15 protein-coding genes are annotated in these 14,119 nt (G+C 67.7%); 8 read left to right on the forward strand and 7 right to left on the reverse strand.

Annotated features, from left to right (window positions below):
- Window positions 1-29 precede the first annotated feature (29 nt).
- The 3 genes from BWQ93_RS11315 to BWQ93_RS11325 all read left to right on the forward strand — a co-directional run bounded on the left by BWQ93_RS11315 (window position 30) and on the right by BWQ93_RS11325 (window position 3,085).
- Window positions 30-1,559 carry a lipopolysaccharide biosynthesis protein gene (locus tag BWQ93_RS11315; RefSeq protein ID WP_077030638.1) on the forward strand — a complete coding sequence of 510 codons (1,530 nt, stop codon included), beginning with the start codon at window positions 30-32 and terminating at the stop codon, window positions 1,557-1,559.
- Between the two features lie 91 nt (window positions 1,560-1,650).
- Window positions 1,651-2,391 (forward strand): methyltransferase family protein, encoded by a 741-nt coding sequence (locus BWQ93_RS11320; RefSeq protein ID WP_077030639.1) that lies wholly within the window; start codon window positions 1,651-1,653, stop codon window positions 2,389-2,391.
- Between the two features lie 4 nt (window positions 2,392-2,395).
- Window positions 2,396-3,085, forward strand: a complete 690-nt coding sequence (locus BWQ93_RS11325) for a hypothetical protein (RefSeq protein WP_077030640.1) — start codon at window positions 2,396-2,398, stop codon at window positions 3,083-3,085.
- 109 nt (window positions 3,086-3,194) lie between these two features.
- On the opposite strand, the gene BWQ93_RS11330 is transcribed toward BWQ93_RS11325, so the two are convergent.
- Both BWQ93_RS11330 and BWQ93_RS11335 read right to left on the reverse strand, forming a co-directional pair.
- A complete protein-coding gene (locus tag BWQ93_RS11330; RefSeq protein WP_077030641.1) occupies window positions 3,195-3,971 on the reverse strand; it encodes a nucleotidyltransferase family protein in 777 nt (258 codons plus the stop codon).
- Window positions 3,968-4,912 carry an alpha/beta hydrolase gene (locus BWQ93_RS11335; protein ID WP_083720826.1) on the reverse strand — a complete coding sequence of 315 codons (945 nt, stop codon included), beginning with the start codon at window positions 4,910-4,912 and terminating at the stop codon, window positions 3,968-3,970. The genes BWQ93_RS11330 and BWQ93_RS11335 overlap by 4 nt, the downstream gene beginning before the upstream one ends.
- A gap of 95 nt (window positions 4,913-5,007) precedes the next feature.
- On the opposite strand from BWQ93_RS11335, the gene BWQ93_RS11340 reads away from it, so the two are divergent.
- The 5 genes from BWQ93_RS11340 (at window position 5,008) to BWQ93_RS11360 (ending at window position 10,191) form a co-directional block, all read left to right on the forward strand.
- Window positions 5,008-5,838, forward strand: a complete 831-nt coding sequence (locus BWQ93_RS11340) for a diacylglycerol/lipid kinase family protein (protein WP_077030643.1) — start codon at window positions 5,008-5,010, stop codon at window positions 5,836-5,838.
- Window positions 5,835-6,683 carry a metallophosphoesterase family protein gene (locus BWQ93_RS11345; protein ID WP_077030644.1) on the forward strand — a complete coding sequence of 283 codons (849 nt, stop codon included), beginning with the start codon at window positions 5,835-5,837 and terminating at the stop codon, window positions 6,681-6,683. Before BWQ93_RS11340 ends, BWQ93_RS11345 begins: the two co-directional genes overlap by 4 nt.
- Window positions 6,684-6,980: 297 nt before the next feature.
- A complete protein-coding gene (locus tag BWQ93_RS11350) occupies window positions 6,981-8,087 on the forward strand; it encodes a hypothetical protein (RefSeq protein WP_077030645.1) in 1,107 nt (368 codons plus the stop codon).
- Window positions 8,084-9,127: a phosphotransferase gene (locus BWQ93_RS11355; RefSeq protein ID WP_077030646.1), complete on the forward strand. Its 1,044-nt coding sequence runs from the start codon at window positions 8,084-8,086 to the stop codon at window positions 9,125-9,127. Before BWQ93_RS11350 ends, BWQ93_RS11355 begins: the two co-directional genes overlap by 4 nt.
- Window positions 9,128-9,180: 53 nt before the next feature.
- Window positions 9,181-10,191 (forward strand): sterol desaturase family protein, encoded by a 1,011-nt coding sequence (locus BWQ93_RS11360; protein ID WP_083720828.1) that lies wholly within the window; start codon window positions 9,181-9,183, stop codon window positions 10,189-10,191.
- On the opposite strand, the gene BWQ93_RS11365 is transcribed toward BWQ93_RS11360, so the two are convergent.
- From BWQ93_RS11365 to BWQ93_RS11385, 5 genes are all read right to left on the reverse strand, one after another.
- Complete coding sequence (locus tag BWQ93_RS11365; protein ID WP_077030648.1) at window positions 10,188-10,742, reverse strand: PepSY domain-containing protein; 555 nt, start codon at window positions 10,740-10,742, stop codon at window positions 10,188-10,190. The genes BWQ93_RS11360 and BWQ93_RS11365 overlap by 4 nt on opposite strands.
- A 248-nt stretch (window positions 10,743-10,990) precedes the next feature.
- On the reverse strand, window positions 10,991-11,488 hold the full coding sequence (rpsI, locus tag BWQ93_RS11370) for a 30S ribosomal protein S9 (protein WP_077030649.1): 498 nt from the start codon (window positions 11,486-11,488) through the stop codon (window positions 10,991-10,993).
- A complete protein-coding gene (gene rplM / locus BWQ93_RS11375) occupies window positions 11,488-11,967 on the reverse strand; it encodes a 50S ribosomal protein L13 (RefSeq protein WP_077032348.1) in 480 nt (159 codons plus the stop codon). Before rplM ends, rpsI begins: the two co-directional genes overlap by 1 nt.
- A 162-nt stretch (window positions 11,968-12,129) precedes the next feature.
- Complete coding sequence (locus tag BWQ93_RS11380; RefSeq protein WP_077030650.1) at window positions 12,130-12,930, reverse strand: hypothetical protein; 801 nt, start codon at window positions 12,928-12,930, stop codon at window positions 12,130-12,132.
- Window positions 12,927-13,955 carry a COX15/CtaA family protein gene (locus tag BWQ93_RS11385; protein ID WP_077030651.1) on the reverse strand — a complete coding sequence of 343 codons (1,029 nt, stop codon included), beginning with the start codon at window positions 13,953-13,955 and terminating at the stop codon, window positions 12,927-12,929. Before BWQ93_RS11385 ends, BWQ93_RS11380 begins: the two co-directional genes overlap by 4 nt.
- Window positions 13,956-14,119: the final 164 nt, after the last annotated feature.

The following is a 14,119-nucleotide window of genomic DNA, read 5'->3' on the forward strand; positions in this document are numbered from 1 at the left end:
TTGCTCCAATGTCTCTCTAGGGCGCCGCCATGAGCGAAGACACCGCCCAGCCCGCCGTCACCAGCCGCAGCGTCGCGAAGGGCCTCGGCACGACCGTGCTCGCGCGGCTGGGCGCGGTGGTCGAGATCGTCGCGCAGCCGCTCTATGTGCTGATGTTCGGGCTCGCGGGCTACGGCCTCTATGCGGTGCTGTGGGCGACGATCAACCTGCTCGAAAATCTCTTCGACCTCGGCATGACCAGCGCGATGCAGCGCACCGTGCCGCAATCGGCAAGCGACGCCGACGCCGCCGCGGCGCTACGCACCGCGATGCTGTGGGGCGTCGGCCCGTGCCTCATCGTCGCGGCGCTGATCGCCTTCTTCGCCGCCGACCTCGCGCCCTTCCTCAACGTTGCCGCGAAGGACCGGCCGCTCGTCGTCCCCGCTATCCAGCTCTTCGTCTGGGCGCTGCCCTTGTGGGCCTTCGTCGAGATCGCGACGAGCGCGATGCGCGCGCGCATGGTGTTCGGCGCCGAGATTCGCCTGCGTATCGTGTGGGAACAGATCATGCGGCTGGTGTTCGCCGGGCTGTTCTTCGCGGGCGGGTTCGGGCTCAAGGGCCTGTTCGTCGCGCATCTCTGTTCGCTGGCGATCACGGCGGTGCTCTGCGTTCGCCTGCTGCGCCGCTATTATGTCTTCGGCGAACTGCTGCGCGGCGGACGCGGCGGCGAGACGGCGAAGAACACCTTCTGGGCCGGGCTCTCGATCCTGCCCTCTAACGTCATCGCGCGGCTCTTCGGCGATGCGCCCGCGTTGATCCTGAACCTGATCCTGCCCGGCGCGGCGGGCGCAGCGGCGGCGGGTCTCTTCACCATCGCGCGCAAGCTGTCGAGCGTCGTCCAACTCGTGCGCATCGCCTTCGTCTATGTGCTCGCACCGCTGGCCGCGAGCGCCGAGCGCGCCGACCGGGCACAAGTGGCCGACATCTATGCCTATGCGACGCGGCTGATCATGGCGATCGCGCTGCCGCTCGCCGCCGTGCTCGCCGCGGGCAGCGCACCCTTGCTCAGCCTGTTCGGCCATGAGGCAAAGATCGCGCAGGCCGCGGTGATCATCCTGCTCTTCGCGCGCGCCGCCGAAGCGGTGCTCGGCATCTCGCTGCCGGTGCTCCAGGTCGTCGCCGCCTTCCGCCACCAGCTCACCGCGAGCATCGTCGGGGTGATCGTCGCGGTAATCGCCGGCTGGCTTATCGTCGGCCATATGGACGCGCTCACCGGGGTGACGCTCGCGATGTCGATCGGGCTCGTCGTGATGGGCGGCATCCCGATGCTCCAGCTCGCGATGAACGAGAAGCTCCATCCCTTCGACCATCAATTCCCGATGGTCGCGCTGCGCGGCATCGGCATCACCCTCGTCGCGGGCGGCGCGGCGCTGCTCGCGGGGCGGCTGCCCGATGCGATCGCGCTGCCGCTGATCGTCCTGCTCGCGGTCGCGGCGATCTGGCTGTCGCTGCGCTTCGCCCTGCCCCACGCCGACCGCGCCTCGCTGGGCAAGACGGCGCGCAAGCTCAAGCTGATCTGAAACTTTTCCGTCTTAATTTGGCCGCAAAAATCGCTAGAGACGTGCCACTTTATTCTGACGCCGCGCATCCGCGGCCAACAGGCGGACCCACATGTACCAGACCGAACTCGCGCGCAGCGGCAAGCGCCTCTTCTTCATTCGCGGCACCTACATCTACATCACCATCGCGATCTCGGTGCTGATCGCCTGGTGCAGCAAGGATTGGGGCCCGTTCCGGACTGCAACAGGAGATTGCGCCTGGTTCTGGCTGTCGCTCGGCGTCGCGAGCGCGGGTGCGATCGTGCGCATCTTCACCAGCGGCTGGGCCGCGCTCGGTACCTCGGGCCGCGCCAAGGTCGCCGCCGAAGCCAGCGAACTCAACACCACCGGCCCTTACAGCCTGGTCCGCAACCCGCTCTATGTCGGGCGCATCCTGAACTTCACCGGCCTTGCGATGCTCTCGGGCAGCTGGGTGTTCGGCGCGATCGTCTTCCTGCTCGCGATCCTCATCTACGAGCGCATCTCGATCTATGAGGAAGAGTATCTGCGCGAAAAGTTCGGCGCGGCGCACGCCGAATGGGCCAAGGACGTCCCCGCGCTGCTCCCGCGCCTGCACGGCTGGGTGAAGCCCAAATATCCCTTCTGGTGGAAGCGCATGATCTGGCGCGAACAGAACAAGCTGTTCCTGCTCGCGACGACCGTGTTCCTGACCTGGTTCGCGCGCCTCGACTTCAACTTCGACGCGCTCACGCCGGCCCAGTGGAACTGGGTCTATGCCTTCGGCGCGCTCGTCGTCATCCGCTTCATCATCGGCGGGCTCAAGATGGTCGGCTTCTTCAAGGAACTGAGCTGAGTTCATGGGGAGCGAGCTCGCTCCCCTGATCGCAGTCGTCGGCAGCGACGGGTCGGGCAAGTCGACCCTGTCGGCCGACCTGCTCGTCCATATCCAGCAAACACGCGCCGCCGAGAGCGGCTATCTCGGCCTCGGCTCGGGCGAGCAGGGGCGGCGCATCGGGCGCTGGCCGCTCATCGGCCCACCGCTGCACCGCTTCCTCGACGGCATCGCCGACCGCTTGCGCGAACCCGGCGAGCCGATCCCCGGATATCTCGCGGCGCGCTATGCGCTGAACAAGTCGAAGAAGCGCCGCGCCAAGTTCGACGCGCTGCTCGAACAGCGCCGCGCGGGCAAGGTGATTGTCACCGACCGCTATCCGCAGGTCGAGGTCCCCGGCCTCCACGACGGCCCGATCCTCGCGGGCGTCGCGACGAGCCCGCGCCTCGCCGCGATGCAGGCCGAGGAACGCGCGCTTTATGCCGAGATGGCGGCGTACCGGCCGACGCTCGTGATCCGCCTGCACGTCGACGTCGACACGGTAATGCTGCGCAAACCCGACCACGACCGAGCGCTGATCACGCGCAAGGTCGAGACGGTGCCGCAACTCGCGTTCAACGGCGCCCCGATCGTCGATATCGACGCGACGATTCCTTATGCGGAGGAACTGGCAATCGCGGTTGCGGCGGTGGACAAGGCGCTGGCGGCCGCCTGAAACCCCCTTCCGTTCGTGTCGAGCGAAGTCGAGACACGTGAAGGCACGCACGAACTCGGCGTGTCTCGACTTCGCTCGACACGAACGGAAATGGAGGACGGCCCTCGAATTAGAGGGCGGCCCTGTCCGCCATAATCTTCTCGATCAGCTCGATATCGACCGGCTTGTCGGCATCGATGCACGCCTCGGGATCGCTCATCGGCACCACGGTCGCATTCAGCCCGAAACGCAGCCCCGCACGCGCCACCCCCTGCTGGATCGTGAACATGCGCAGCAGCGCCCCGATCAGCAGCCACGGCCCGAAGGCCGCGACGATCTTGAGCCCCTTCTTGCGGTCGCGCTCGATCCGCCCCCAGAAGTCGAGCAAAGGCAGCACGCGCCGACCGCGCAGCCGGAACATATTCGCCCCCGACCAACAGCCGCCGCGGAACTTCAGCCAGGTCCGCTTCGATTCGGGATAGCGCGCGAGCAGCACGTCGCGCTCGACCATCGCCACCGCCACGTCGCTCCCCTCGGCGCCATCGAGGAATTCGGCGATCATCGCGGGCGTCAGCAGCACATTATCCGCAGTCGTCACCAGCACGGGATCGTCGCCCGGCGGCAGCGCAGCCGCCAGCGAACTGCTGATCCCCTGCCCCGAATCCGAAAAATGCAGGTCGGCCAGCCCCGCGAGCCCCGGCTCGGCGGCGAGCTCGGTGCTGTTCTGCGCGAGGATGGTGATCGGCCCGACGCGCGGGCAGGCGCGCAGCGAGGTCACCACATGCACCAGCATCGGCCGCCCCGCGATCGGCAGCAGCGCCTTGGTCGACACATTGGTGCCGCTGAGCAAGGGGTCGGGGCCGGGCCGGCTGCCCGCCATCACGATCGCCGGTATCTTGATGGTCATTCCGCGGGCGCCACCCGCTTCGCGGTCGCGCCGCGCAGGAAGTCGGTCGCCTCGGCCAATATCGGCCCCTTGTAGGCGAGCGGCCCGGTCAGAGCCATGACGAGGTCGTTGTGGCTGAGCCCTTCGTACGTCCGCAGCTGCGCCTGCCCGCCGGCCTTCGCCATCGCCGCCGCCAGCCGCTCGCTGTTGCGTACCCGCACGACGGTGTCGGCGGTGCCATGCCCCAGCCACAACGGCGGCGCGTCGGCGCGCACGAAATGGATCGGCTGCGTCCGCTCGACCGGCCGGATATCCCCCATCGCGACGTCGGCGCGCCCGCCCTTTTCGAAAGGAAAGAAGTCATAGGGGCCCGCCAGCGCCGCGACGCCGCGGATCACTGACGTATCGCTCCCCGCCGCTTTCAGCCACTGCGGGTCGAGCGCGATCATAGCCGCATTATAGGCTCCCGCCGAATGGCCCGCGAGCGCGATACGCTCCGCATCGCCGCCATAATCGCCGATATGCTTCTCGGTCCACGCCACCGCCGCCGCGCTGTCCTCCAGGAAGTCGGGCCAATGCCCCTCGGGCACGATGCGGTAGTCGGGGATCACGACGATAAAGCCCTGCTTCGCGAACGCGCGCCCGGCAAAGCCATAATCGTCGCGCTGACCGCTGTACCAGCCTCCGCCATAGAGCCAGACGAGCACCGGCAGCCGGTCGCTCTTCTTCGTCCCGGTCGGCACCCAGATATTGAGCTTGCCCCGCGGCCCCGGACCATAGGGCTGCCCCGCGACCTGCAGCGTCGCACCATCGCCATTGCCGAGCAATCGGTCGCCGAGGTTGAGCGATTTCGCGCCGCCCGCGAGCACGAGCCGCGTGCCGCCGCCGAACAACAGGATCAGCAGCCCGATGAGTATCAGATATTTGATCAACCGCCGCTGTCCCTTGACTGGCTTGTCCATTGGTCCCGCCCTTCGCCTGCGCCCTACCGCGACGTGCACGCGCGAACAAGCGGGCAACGGCGCGACCTTTTTCGCGTTCGTGCGTAAGGGTGAGCATGACCAACAGCTATCGACGCCCGGCGCTCGTCTGCAACAGCCAGAGCGGCAGCTATGACGAAGCCGCGCAGGCGGCGATCGAAGAGGCATGCCGCGCGGCGGGAGCGCCCCTCGGCGCGACCTTCGTATTGCCCGATGCTTCGCTTCCCGATGCCAAGATGCTCCGTGCGCAGGATATCGACCTGCTGATGGTGTGGACCGGCGACGGCACGATCAACGCTGCCGCAGCGCAGGTCGAAGGATGGCCGGGCGCCGTCCTGCCGCTCCCGGGCGGCACGCTGAACCTGCTGTCCAAGCAGTTGCACGGCGACCGCACGGCGCCCGAAATCGTGGCCGACGCGCTGGACGGAAAGAGCCGGCGCAGCCGGATACCGATCATCCGTTCCGCGGCCGACCTCGCCTTCATCACCATCGTCGCGGGCCCCGCGACGCGCTGGGCAGAGGTTCGCGAAACGATGCGACAGGATGGCCTGATCGAGGCGAGCCGCGCCGCACCCGAGGCGCTCGACCGGATGATGAACGCGCCGGGCGTCCGGGTCGCGGGACATGAATCGATCTATTCGGCGGTGATCCTGACCCCGACCCGGCAGGGCATTCAGGCCGACGGCATACTGACCGATGGTACAGGCGATGTCTTGCGCCATGGTCTCGCCTGGCTCGGCGGCGATTTTCGCGACGGACCCAGCGAGCGGATCGCCACCGCCGAGACGATCATTCTGGAAAGCGAGGCGGTGATCAGCCTCGAATATGACGGTGAGCTGGCCGAAACACCGGCACCCGCACGCTTCGCACTGGGGACCAGCGCGGTCGATTTCCTCGCGACCGCATGACCCGCCTGTTCCACATCAGCGACCTGCATTTCGGGCTCGAGGACCGGACCGCGCTCGCCTGGTTTACCGACTGCGTGCGTCGCGAGCAGCCCGACGCGGTGCTGATCACCGGCGACCTCACGATGCGCGCGCGCTCCCATGAATTCGCCGCCGCCTGCGACTGGATCGAGCGGCTCGAGGTGCCGGTGACGGTCGAGGTCGGCAACCACGACCTCCCCTATTTCAACCCCTTCGCGCGCTTCTTCTGGCCCTATCGCCGCATTCGCCGCATCGAGCGGCTTGTCGAACGCGAACTCGAACTGGAGGGCGTCGCGGTCGTCCCGCTCAAGACCACCGCCCGCGCGCAGTGGCGGCTCGACTGGTCGAAGGGCTGGGTGACGCGCGCCGCGCTCGACAAGACAATGGCGGCGATCGACGCGCTGCCGCGCGGCACCACGGTCTTCGTCACCGCGCACCATCCGCTGGTCGAGGCGGGCACGCGCGGCCGCGCCCTCACCCGCGGCGGCGAGACCGCACTGCGCGCGCTCGCCTCGCGCGGCGTCGCGGCGGTGCTCACCGGCCATGTCCATGACGCCTTCGACTTGGTGAAGGACACAAAGGACGGCCCGATCCGGATGATCGGCGCGGGCACGCTGTCGCAGCGCATCCGCTCGACCCCGCCCAGCTTCAACGAATTGCGCATCGATGGCGCGACGATCGACGTGCGGGTGCGCAACCTCGAAAAAGTTCCGACCCCCGACATGCAGATCGACGCCATCCCGCCCGACGCCCTGCCCCCGCGCGCGCCGGGCGAACCCGTCGCGCCGGTCGGTGCGGTCCCGCCAGTCGACCCGCCGGTGCATTGAGGCGGTCGCGATCGGGCGACAATCGTCGGTTTGGGGGGTGGAAAGCGGACGTTCTTAATCCTCCCTGCGGCGAAGCCGTGGGGAGGGGGACCGCCCGAAGGGCGGTGGAGGGGGTCGAGCGTTGCAGGCCTTGGCCCAAGGCCGCGCCACCCCTCCACCATGCTTCGCATGGTCCCCCTCCCCATCGCTTCGCGACAGGGAGGATTAGGATGGCCGCTCCCTCCCGTCAGCGGACACCCCTTCCCATCCCCTAAACACCGCGATAGGTTGCAACGAAAAACGGGATGAGGACATACCATGCTGACCAGAGGCGACGATTATCCGCTGCACCAGACCAGCGAGCCGATCGCGTTCGCCGGCACCGACCGCAATTTCTACGACCGCTATTTCTTCAACGGCTACAGCCCAGACGGGTCGGTCTTATTCGCCGCGGCGATGGGTTTCTACCCCCAGCTCGGCATCGTCGACGCCAGCTTCTGCGTCATCCTCGACGGCGTGCAATATAATCTCCGCGCCAGCCGTCGCTCGGCGGGCGAAAGGCTGAACCTGTCGGTCGGGCCGATCATCCTCGACGTCGACATCCCGCTGCAGGTGCTGACGCTCCACATCTCGCCGAACGACGGCCCGCTCGAGGGCGAGCTGCGTTTCATGAACCGGCACTTCCCGATCGAGGAACCGCGCTTCATCCGCCGCAACGGCACGCGGCTGTTCATGGACTATACGCGCATGACGCAGAACGGCCGCTGGTCGGGCTGGCTGTCCGTCGGCGGCGAGAAGATCGAGCTCAGCGACGGCTGGAGCGGCACGCGCGACCGCAGCTGGGGCGTGCGCCCCGTCGGCGCGAGCGAACCGCAGCCGCCGCCCGAGGGCAATTTCAACCAGTTCTTCTGGCTGTGGACGCCGTGCAATTTTGGCGATCGTTCGCTCTTCTTCCACAGTAACGACGACGGCGCGGGCAGCCCGTGGAACCGCCGCGGCGTGATCGCCGGCGACAGCGAGACCAGCGAGGACGGCACCGAGCTGCATTTCGCCGATGCGAGCTACGCAATCCAATGGACGCCCGGAACACGCCGCATCGCGCGGATGACTGCCGAGCTGGGGCATGGCTGCGCGCTGACGCTCTCCCCGAGCGGCCCGGTCTTCGCGATGAGCGGGCTCGGCTATACGCACCCGCTGTGGGGCCACGGCCTCGACCATGGCCCCGAACTCGCGGTCGCGCACGATAGCCTGACCGAGGCCGAGCGCGGCTGGGGCAATCCGCTCGCGATGCACATCCAGGCGCTGGTCACCGCCGAACTCGTCGACGGCGGCACCACGCATCGCGGCATGGGGGTGCTCGAACAATTGTTCGTCGGCCCGCACGCGCCGACTGGGCTCGCCGGCCTGATGGACCCCGTATCTTGAGCTTCCCGACCGCGCCAGAGGCGATAAAGCCCGCGTGGCTCGCCGAAAAATTGGGACAAGCGCCAACCGCGCTTCGCGGCTTCACCGTGGGCAAGGTCGGCACCGGCCAGATGTGCGACAGCTATCGCCTGACGCTCGACTGGGCGGAAGGCACCGACGCGCCGGCGAGCGTCATCGCCAAATGCCCGAGCCACGACGAGGCGAGCCGCAACATCGCCAAGCTTACCGGCACCTATGTCAAGGAAGTCAACTGGTACCGCCATCTCGCGGCGGCGAGCAGCGTGCCCGCGCCGACCTGCTATTTCGAGGCGATCGCCGACGACGATGTCGAATTCCTGCTGATCCTTTCCGACCTTGCCCCCGCGACGCAGGGCGACCAACTTGCGGGGCGCGGCCTCGCCGGGCTCGTCCCGTGCATCGAGGCCGCGGCAAAGCTCCACGCCTTCATGTGGAACGACGCCCGGCTCGCGGACATGCCCTATATCGCGCGCGACAATGGCGACCTCATCCGCGCGATGTTCCCGCAACTCTACCTGGGCTTTCGCGAGCGCTATGCTCAGCGCCTGTCGCCCGAGATCCTCGACATCGGCGCGGGCATCGTCGAGCGGCTCGACGCCTATCTCGCGCGCGAACCCGCCGCGCGCTCGCTCGTCCACGGCGACCTTCGCATCGACAATATATTGTTCAGCCCCGCGGGCGACCGCTGCTGGCTCGTCGACTGGCAGACGCTGGGCCGCGGCAGCGGCGCAAACGACCTCGCCTATCTGATCGGCACGAGTATCGCCGACCCCTTCGAGCGCGCCGCCGCCGATCGCCCCGCCTTCGACCACTGGATCGCGGCGCTGAAGGCCGAGGGCGTCGATCCCGACGCCGACGCGCTCTGGACCGACTACCGCATCGGCGCGCTCAGCGGCTATTTCATGGCCGTCTTCGCCTCGATGAGCGTCGAGCGCACCGCGCGGGGCGACGAGATGTTCGCGGTGATGGCCGAACGCCCGGCCCGGCAGGCATTGGCGCTGGGGAGCCTGGATTTGCTCTGACGCGGAAAGTGCGCATTAGGCGGCCATTTACCATCCCGCCCTAAAGCGGGTCCATGGGCGATCCAGCGGACCTCGCAGCAATATTGTCGTCATGGGCACCCCCTGTGCTCACGCTCGTAGCGGCGCTGATCGCGCTCGCGCTGATGCTGCGCTTCGCGATCCCGCGGGACCGCAAAAGGCCGGTGCGCGGGAAGGTGCTGCTCCGCGCGCTGCTGCCCGCTCGCATCGTGCGCAGCGCATCGGGCCGCGCCGATATCGCCTGGTTCCTCTTCGGCGTGCTGTTCTCGGCGAGCGCATTGGGCTGGGCGCTCTGGTCGAGCGAATGGTTCGCGGGTCATATATTGCAGGGCCTTCATGCGTTGTTCGGATCGCCCGCGCCGATCGCGGTTCCAGCGTGGGTCGCCGGCACCGTCATGACGCTCGCGCTATTCGTGTCCTATGAATTCGCCTACTGGCTCAACCACAGCCTCAGCCACCGCGTCGGCTGGATGTGGGAATTCCACAAGGTGCATCACACCGCCGAATCGCTGACCCCGCTCACCAATTTCCGGGTCCATCCGATCGACACGATCCTGTTCTTCAACATGGCGGCGGCATCGGCGGGCATCGCCATGGCGCTGGTTCATTTCGCCTTCGGGCGCGTCGGCGGCGGTTTCCTGATCCACGGCACCAATGGCCTCACCTTCCTCGCCACGATCCTCTTCAGCTATCTTCAGCATTCGCATCTGTGGATCAGCCTGCCCGGCCGCGCCGGGCGCTGGCTGCTCAGCCCGGCGCACCACCAGATCCATCATTCGGTCGAGGAAAGGCACCACGACCGCAATTTCGGATCGACACTGGCGATCTTCGACCGGCTCTTCGGGACGCTGCACCTGCCGGCCGCGAAGCGCGAAAGGCTGCGCTTCGGCGTCGACGGCATCGCCTATGATCCGCACGGTCCGGCAGGCGCGCTGCTGATGCCCTTCGCCGACGCAGCGCGCCGGATCGCGCAGGACCTCGATACCGCGAAAAGGGGCGGCGCGTCGCCTGACCGTCCGCTGCAGTCGCTTCGCGAGAACGCCTAGCTCGCTGCCGCAATCCCGACGAAAGCCGCCAGCCCGACCGCCGATCCGATCATGGCGCCGCGACGCATGGCCGGGACCTTCAGCGCGACGATCAGCCCCGAGGTGACAAGGAAGAACAAGCCAAGCGCGACGACCACCGCATAGATTTTGAACGGCGTGCCGCCCTTCGCCTTGTGCAGCTGGACGAAGAAGCGGTGCCAACCGGTGTCCTTGACGACCAGCTTCGCGGTGCCGGCAGCCTCGCCGGGCTCAAGCGTCACGTCCCGGTTCGATCCGGTCCAGTCGATCTGGAAGCTGTCGCCCGCGGACTTGACCGACGCCGTACCCGTCGGCGGGGCCAAGTTGCGCGCCGCCAGCTCCCTGACGACCAGCGCCTGCATCGCCGCCTTGTCCTCGGTCAGCGGCGCCGACAGCGTCACTGGATAGTCGGTCGTGACATAGTCGCCCTTCGCGCCCCAGGTGTAGAGCGCGCCGGTCAGCAGATAGAGGAGGATCGCCGGAAACAGGAAAGCGGCGACCAGCATGTGCCAGCGGATCAGAAGACGGTGCATGAAAACTCCCGGATGAACGACGTCGAACGGCCGCCTTTAATCAGTCCGGCTGCGGCACTTGCAACAGGATAATATGGGGTCCGGCGCTGCCGCTATCCCAGCCGTGCGGGATTCAGCAGCGCGCAGCGAAGGTCGAACACCATGGCCGCAATCCAGGACTCAACGCGCGCGCCCGCAATGCGCCCAGCAAAAAGGGCGGCCCGTTGCCGGACCGCCCTTCCTGTTTCCGCCCGTCGGCGGAAAAGCTCTTAGCGCTTCGAGAACTGGAAGCTGCGGCGGGCCTTGGCCTTGCCGTACTTCTTACGCTCGACCGCGCGGCTGTCGCGGGTCAGGAAGCCGGCCGCCTTGACCGGGCTGCGCAGCGCCGGTTCGAAGCGGGTCAGCGCCTGCGCGATGCCGTGCAGCACGGCGCCCGCCTGGCCCGACAGGCCGCCACCCTTGACGGTCGCGACGACGTCATACTGGCCGGTGCGCTCGGTCAGGCCGAAGGGCTGGTTGATGACGAGACGCAGCGTCGGACGCGCGAAATAGACTTCCTGATCGCGGCCGTTGACGGTGATCTTGCCCGTGCCGGGCTTGACCCACACGCGGGCGACGGCGTCCTTGCGGCGGCCGGTCGCATAGGCGCGGCCCTGCGCGTCGACCTTCTTCTCGCGAAGCGGCATCGTGCTCGTCGGCGTAGCGACGGTGCCTTCAACGGCGCCGCCGAGATCCTTGAGATCGGTCATGGTCTGTTCGTCGGCCATTATGCACCCACCTTGTTCTTGCGGTTCATCGACGCGACGTCGATCACTTCGGGGTTCTGTCCGGCATGCGGATGTTCGGTGCCGGCGAAGATGCGCAGGTTGCGCATCTGCTGGCGGCCGAGCGGGCCGCGCGGGATCATACGTTCGATCGCCTTTTCGAGCACGCGCTCGGGGAAACGGCCTTCGAGGATCTTCGCGGGGCTGGTTTCCTTGATGCCGCCGGCATAACCGGTGTGCTTGTAGTAACGCTTGTCCTGCAGCTTCTTGCCGGTGAACGCCACCTTCTCGGCGTTGATGACGATGACATTGTCACCGCAATCGACGTGCGGGGTGAACGACGGCTTGTGCTTGCCGCGCAGGATATTGGCGATGATCGATGCAACGCGGCCCACAACGAGACCCTCGGCGTCGATCAGCACCCATTTCTTTTCGACCGTGCCGGCATTGGCCGAAGCGGTCGCCTTGGTCAGCGCCTTCATCATGGCGACCTCCTTGAGACATGGGGAGCGGCAGGAGCCGCCCGAAACAAACCGCGCCGCAAGGTCCGGATGGACGCCGCGGCGCTTCGAAGCGGGCCAATGACGATTTGGAGTCGGAAAGTCAAGCAAGGAGCGGCTTTGCTGACGGGTAAAATAATACCTCTAGCCGGGACCGGCACCAGGATCGCCCGGCGTAAGGGCGCGAATCCGCTCCTCGACCAGCGTCCGCGCGTCCGTGCCGGACTCGCGCATCCAGCTCTGCCGCCGCTCGGTCAGCACAAGGCCCGTCGCCGTATCGACGGTCCAGAGCGTGTCGATGTCGAGCGCGCCCGACGCCAGTTCGGCGCGCTCGGTCTTGGCCACGGTGCGATGGCCCCCTTCCCGCCGGATATCGACATCGTCACCCGCCACCGCCGGAATCGATGCGTTCGCCGGCGCGACCAGCGCGCGGATGTCGGCGGTGAGCAACTTGTCGCGCTCGGCCTCGGGCAGCGCGGCGAGCAGCGCCGCGATCTGCTGCGCCTCGGGCGTCGTCGCCGCCGCGGCGATCTCCTGCGTCCGCTGCCCGACACGCGCCCAGAGCTGCGCCGGATCGGCGAGCGCGATGCTCCGCCCGCCAGCATCGACGAGGTAGGAGATTGTCTCGCCGACCAGCGGCTGGAACAGCGCCGTCAGCTTGCCCACCAGTTCGGGCCGCGCATCGGATTCGATCCGCCGCAGCACCGTGTCGAGCCGGTAGCCGCGCCCCGCGCCCTGCCATTGCACTGCATAGACGAGCGCGAAGCTGATCAGCGTACCGCTGCGGCTCACCCGGCGGGTGGTGACGCGATAGGTCATCGGCTGGGCGATCGGCGGCGCGAAGGCCTGCGCGGCCGCGGCCTCCCGCACCGGCTGCGCCAGCGAAGCTTCGGGCGCGAGGAGCAGCAGCGCGAGCGCGCCGCTCCACAGGCCGCGTCTCGTCATGCGGGAGGGCGGCCCAGCCGGTGCAGCGCCGCCGCGGCGGTCGCGACGAGGACCGCGCCCACCACCTGATGCAGCACCGCGATCCACAGGGACACGCCGCTGAGCACGGTCGCGATGCCGAGCGTCATCTGCGCCGCGACCACGAACAGAAGCAGCCCTGCCTCGCGCTTCGCCCCGCGCCGCGCGAGAATGTGCGCGAGCCAGAGCAGCGCGAGCGCCGCCGCCCACGACCACCAGCGATGGAGAAAGTGGAGCAGAAAGGGGTCGTTGGTGATCGCCATCCACGCGCCGCCGCTCCAGTCGATCCCCTCGGGCACCAGATGGTCGTTCATCATCGGCCAGGTGCTCGCGACCTGCCCCGCGTTGAGCCCCGCGACCCACGCGCCGAGCAGCAACTGGACAAACAGGATCGCGACCACCGCGAGCGAAAAGCCGGTCAGCCGCGCGGGTCTCGCTGCAGGATCGCGCGCCAGCGCCGACAGGTCGCGCGCGGTCCAGACGAGCCCCGCGAGCAGGAACAGCGCGGTGAGCAGATGCGTCGCGAGCCTGTAGTGGCTGACGTCGGTACGATATTCGAGCCCCGAGGCGACCATCCACCAGCCGATCGCGCCCTGCAGCCCGACGAGCGAGGTCAGCGCGAAGAGCCGCCAGCCATAGCCAGCCGGGATGGCGCGCCGGAACGCGAACCAGGCGAGCGGGATCAGCATCGCAGCGCCGACGAGGCGCCCGAGAATGCGGTGCAGCCATTCCCAGAAGAAGATCGCCTTGAACGCGTCCAGCGACATCCCCTTGTTGATCTCCTTATATTCGGGGATTTGTTTGTATTTCTCGAACTCCTGGACCCAGTCGGCCTCGTTGGTCGGCGGCACCACCCCCGACACCGGCCGCCATTCGGTGATCGACAGCCCCGATTCGGTGAGGCGCGTGATGCCCCCGACGCCGACGACGACGATCACGAGCAAAGCGACGAGCCAGAGCCAGCGCGCGAGCGCCGCGGGACGGGAACGGGAGGAGGAATCCGACATGGCCGCCCTATCGGCGCTGGCCCGGCGATAGGCAAGGGGGATGGGGCGATTGGAATGGCGGTTTTGGGGTGGAAACAAGACGATCCTCCCCACTTGGGGAGGTGGCAGCGCGAAGCGCTGACGGAGGGGGCTTTCGTCCTCAAGCGGCGCGTCAGGCCGGTAGC

The organism is Sphingopyxis sp. QXT-31, assembly GCF_001984035.1.
In the GTDB taxonomy this organism is placed as follows: domain Bacteria; phylum Pseudomonadota; class Alphaproteobacteria; order Sphingomonadales; family Sphingomonadaceae; genus Sphingopyxis.

Bases quoted from the DNA above. Each gene is read 5' to 3' on its own strand.
- BWQ93_RS11315 (WP_077030638.1), top strand. From the start codon at position 30: ATGAGCGAAGACACCGCCCAGCCCGCCGTCACCAGCCGCAGCGTCGCG.
- BWQ93_RS11320 (WP_077030639.1), top strand. From the start codon at position 1,651: ATGTACCAGACCGAACTCGCGCGCAGCGGCAAGCGCCTCTTCTTCATT.
- BWQ93_RS11325 (WP_077030640.1), top strand. From the start codon at position 2,396: ATGGGGAGCGAGCTCGCTCCCCTGATCGCAGTCGTCGGCAGCGACGGG.
- BWQ93_RS11330 (WP_077030641.1), bottom strand. From the start codon at position 3,971: ATGACCATCAAGATACCGGCGATCGTGATGGCGGGCAGCCGGCCCGGC.
- BWQ93_RS11335 (WP_083720826.1), bottom strand. From the start codon at position 4,912: ATGGACAAGCCAGTCAAGGGACAGCGGCGGTTGATCAAATATCTGATA.
- BWQ93_RS11340 (WP_077030643.1), top strand. From the start codon at position 5,008: ATGACCAACAGCTATCGACGCCCGGCGCTCGTCTGCAACAGCCAGAGC.
- BWQ93_RS11345 (WP_077030644.1), top strand. From the start codon at position 5,835: ATGACCCGCCTGTTCCACATCAGCGACCTGCATTTCGGGCTCGAGGAC.
- BWQ93_RS11350 (WP_077030645.1), top strand. From the start codon at position 6,981: ATGCTGACCAGAGGCGACGATTATCCGCTGCACCAGACCAGCGAGCCG.
- BWQ93_RS11360 (WP_083720828.1), top strand. From the start codon at position 9,181: ATGGGCGATCCAGCGGACCTCGCAGCAATATTGTCGTCATGGGCACCC.
- BWQ93_RS11365 (WP_077030648.1), bottom strand. From the start codon at position 10,742: ATGCACCGTCTTCTGATCCGCTGGCACATGCTGGTCGCCGCTTTCCTG.
- rpsI (WP_077030649.1), bottom strand. From the start codon at position 11,488: ATGGCCGACGAACAGACCATGACCGATCTCAAGGATCTCGGCGGCGCC.
- rplM (WP_077032348.1), bottom strand. From the start codon at position 11,967: ATGAAGGCGCTGACCAAGGCGACCGCTTCGGCCAATGCCGGCACGGTC.
- BWQ93_RS11380 (WP_077030650.1), bottom strand. From the start codon at position 12,930: ATGACGAGACGCGGCCTGTGGAGCGGCGCGCTCGCGCTGCTGCTCCTC.
- BWQ93_RS11385 (WP_077030651.1), bottom strand. From the start codon at position 13,955: ATGTCGGATTCCTCCTCCCGTTCCCGTCCCGCGGCGCTCGCGCGCTGG.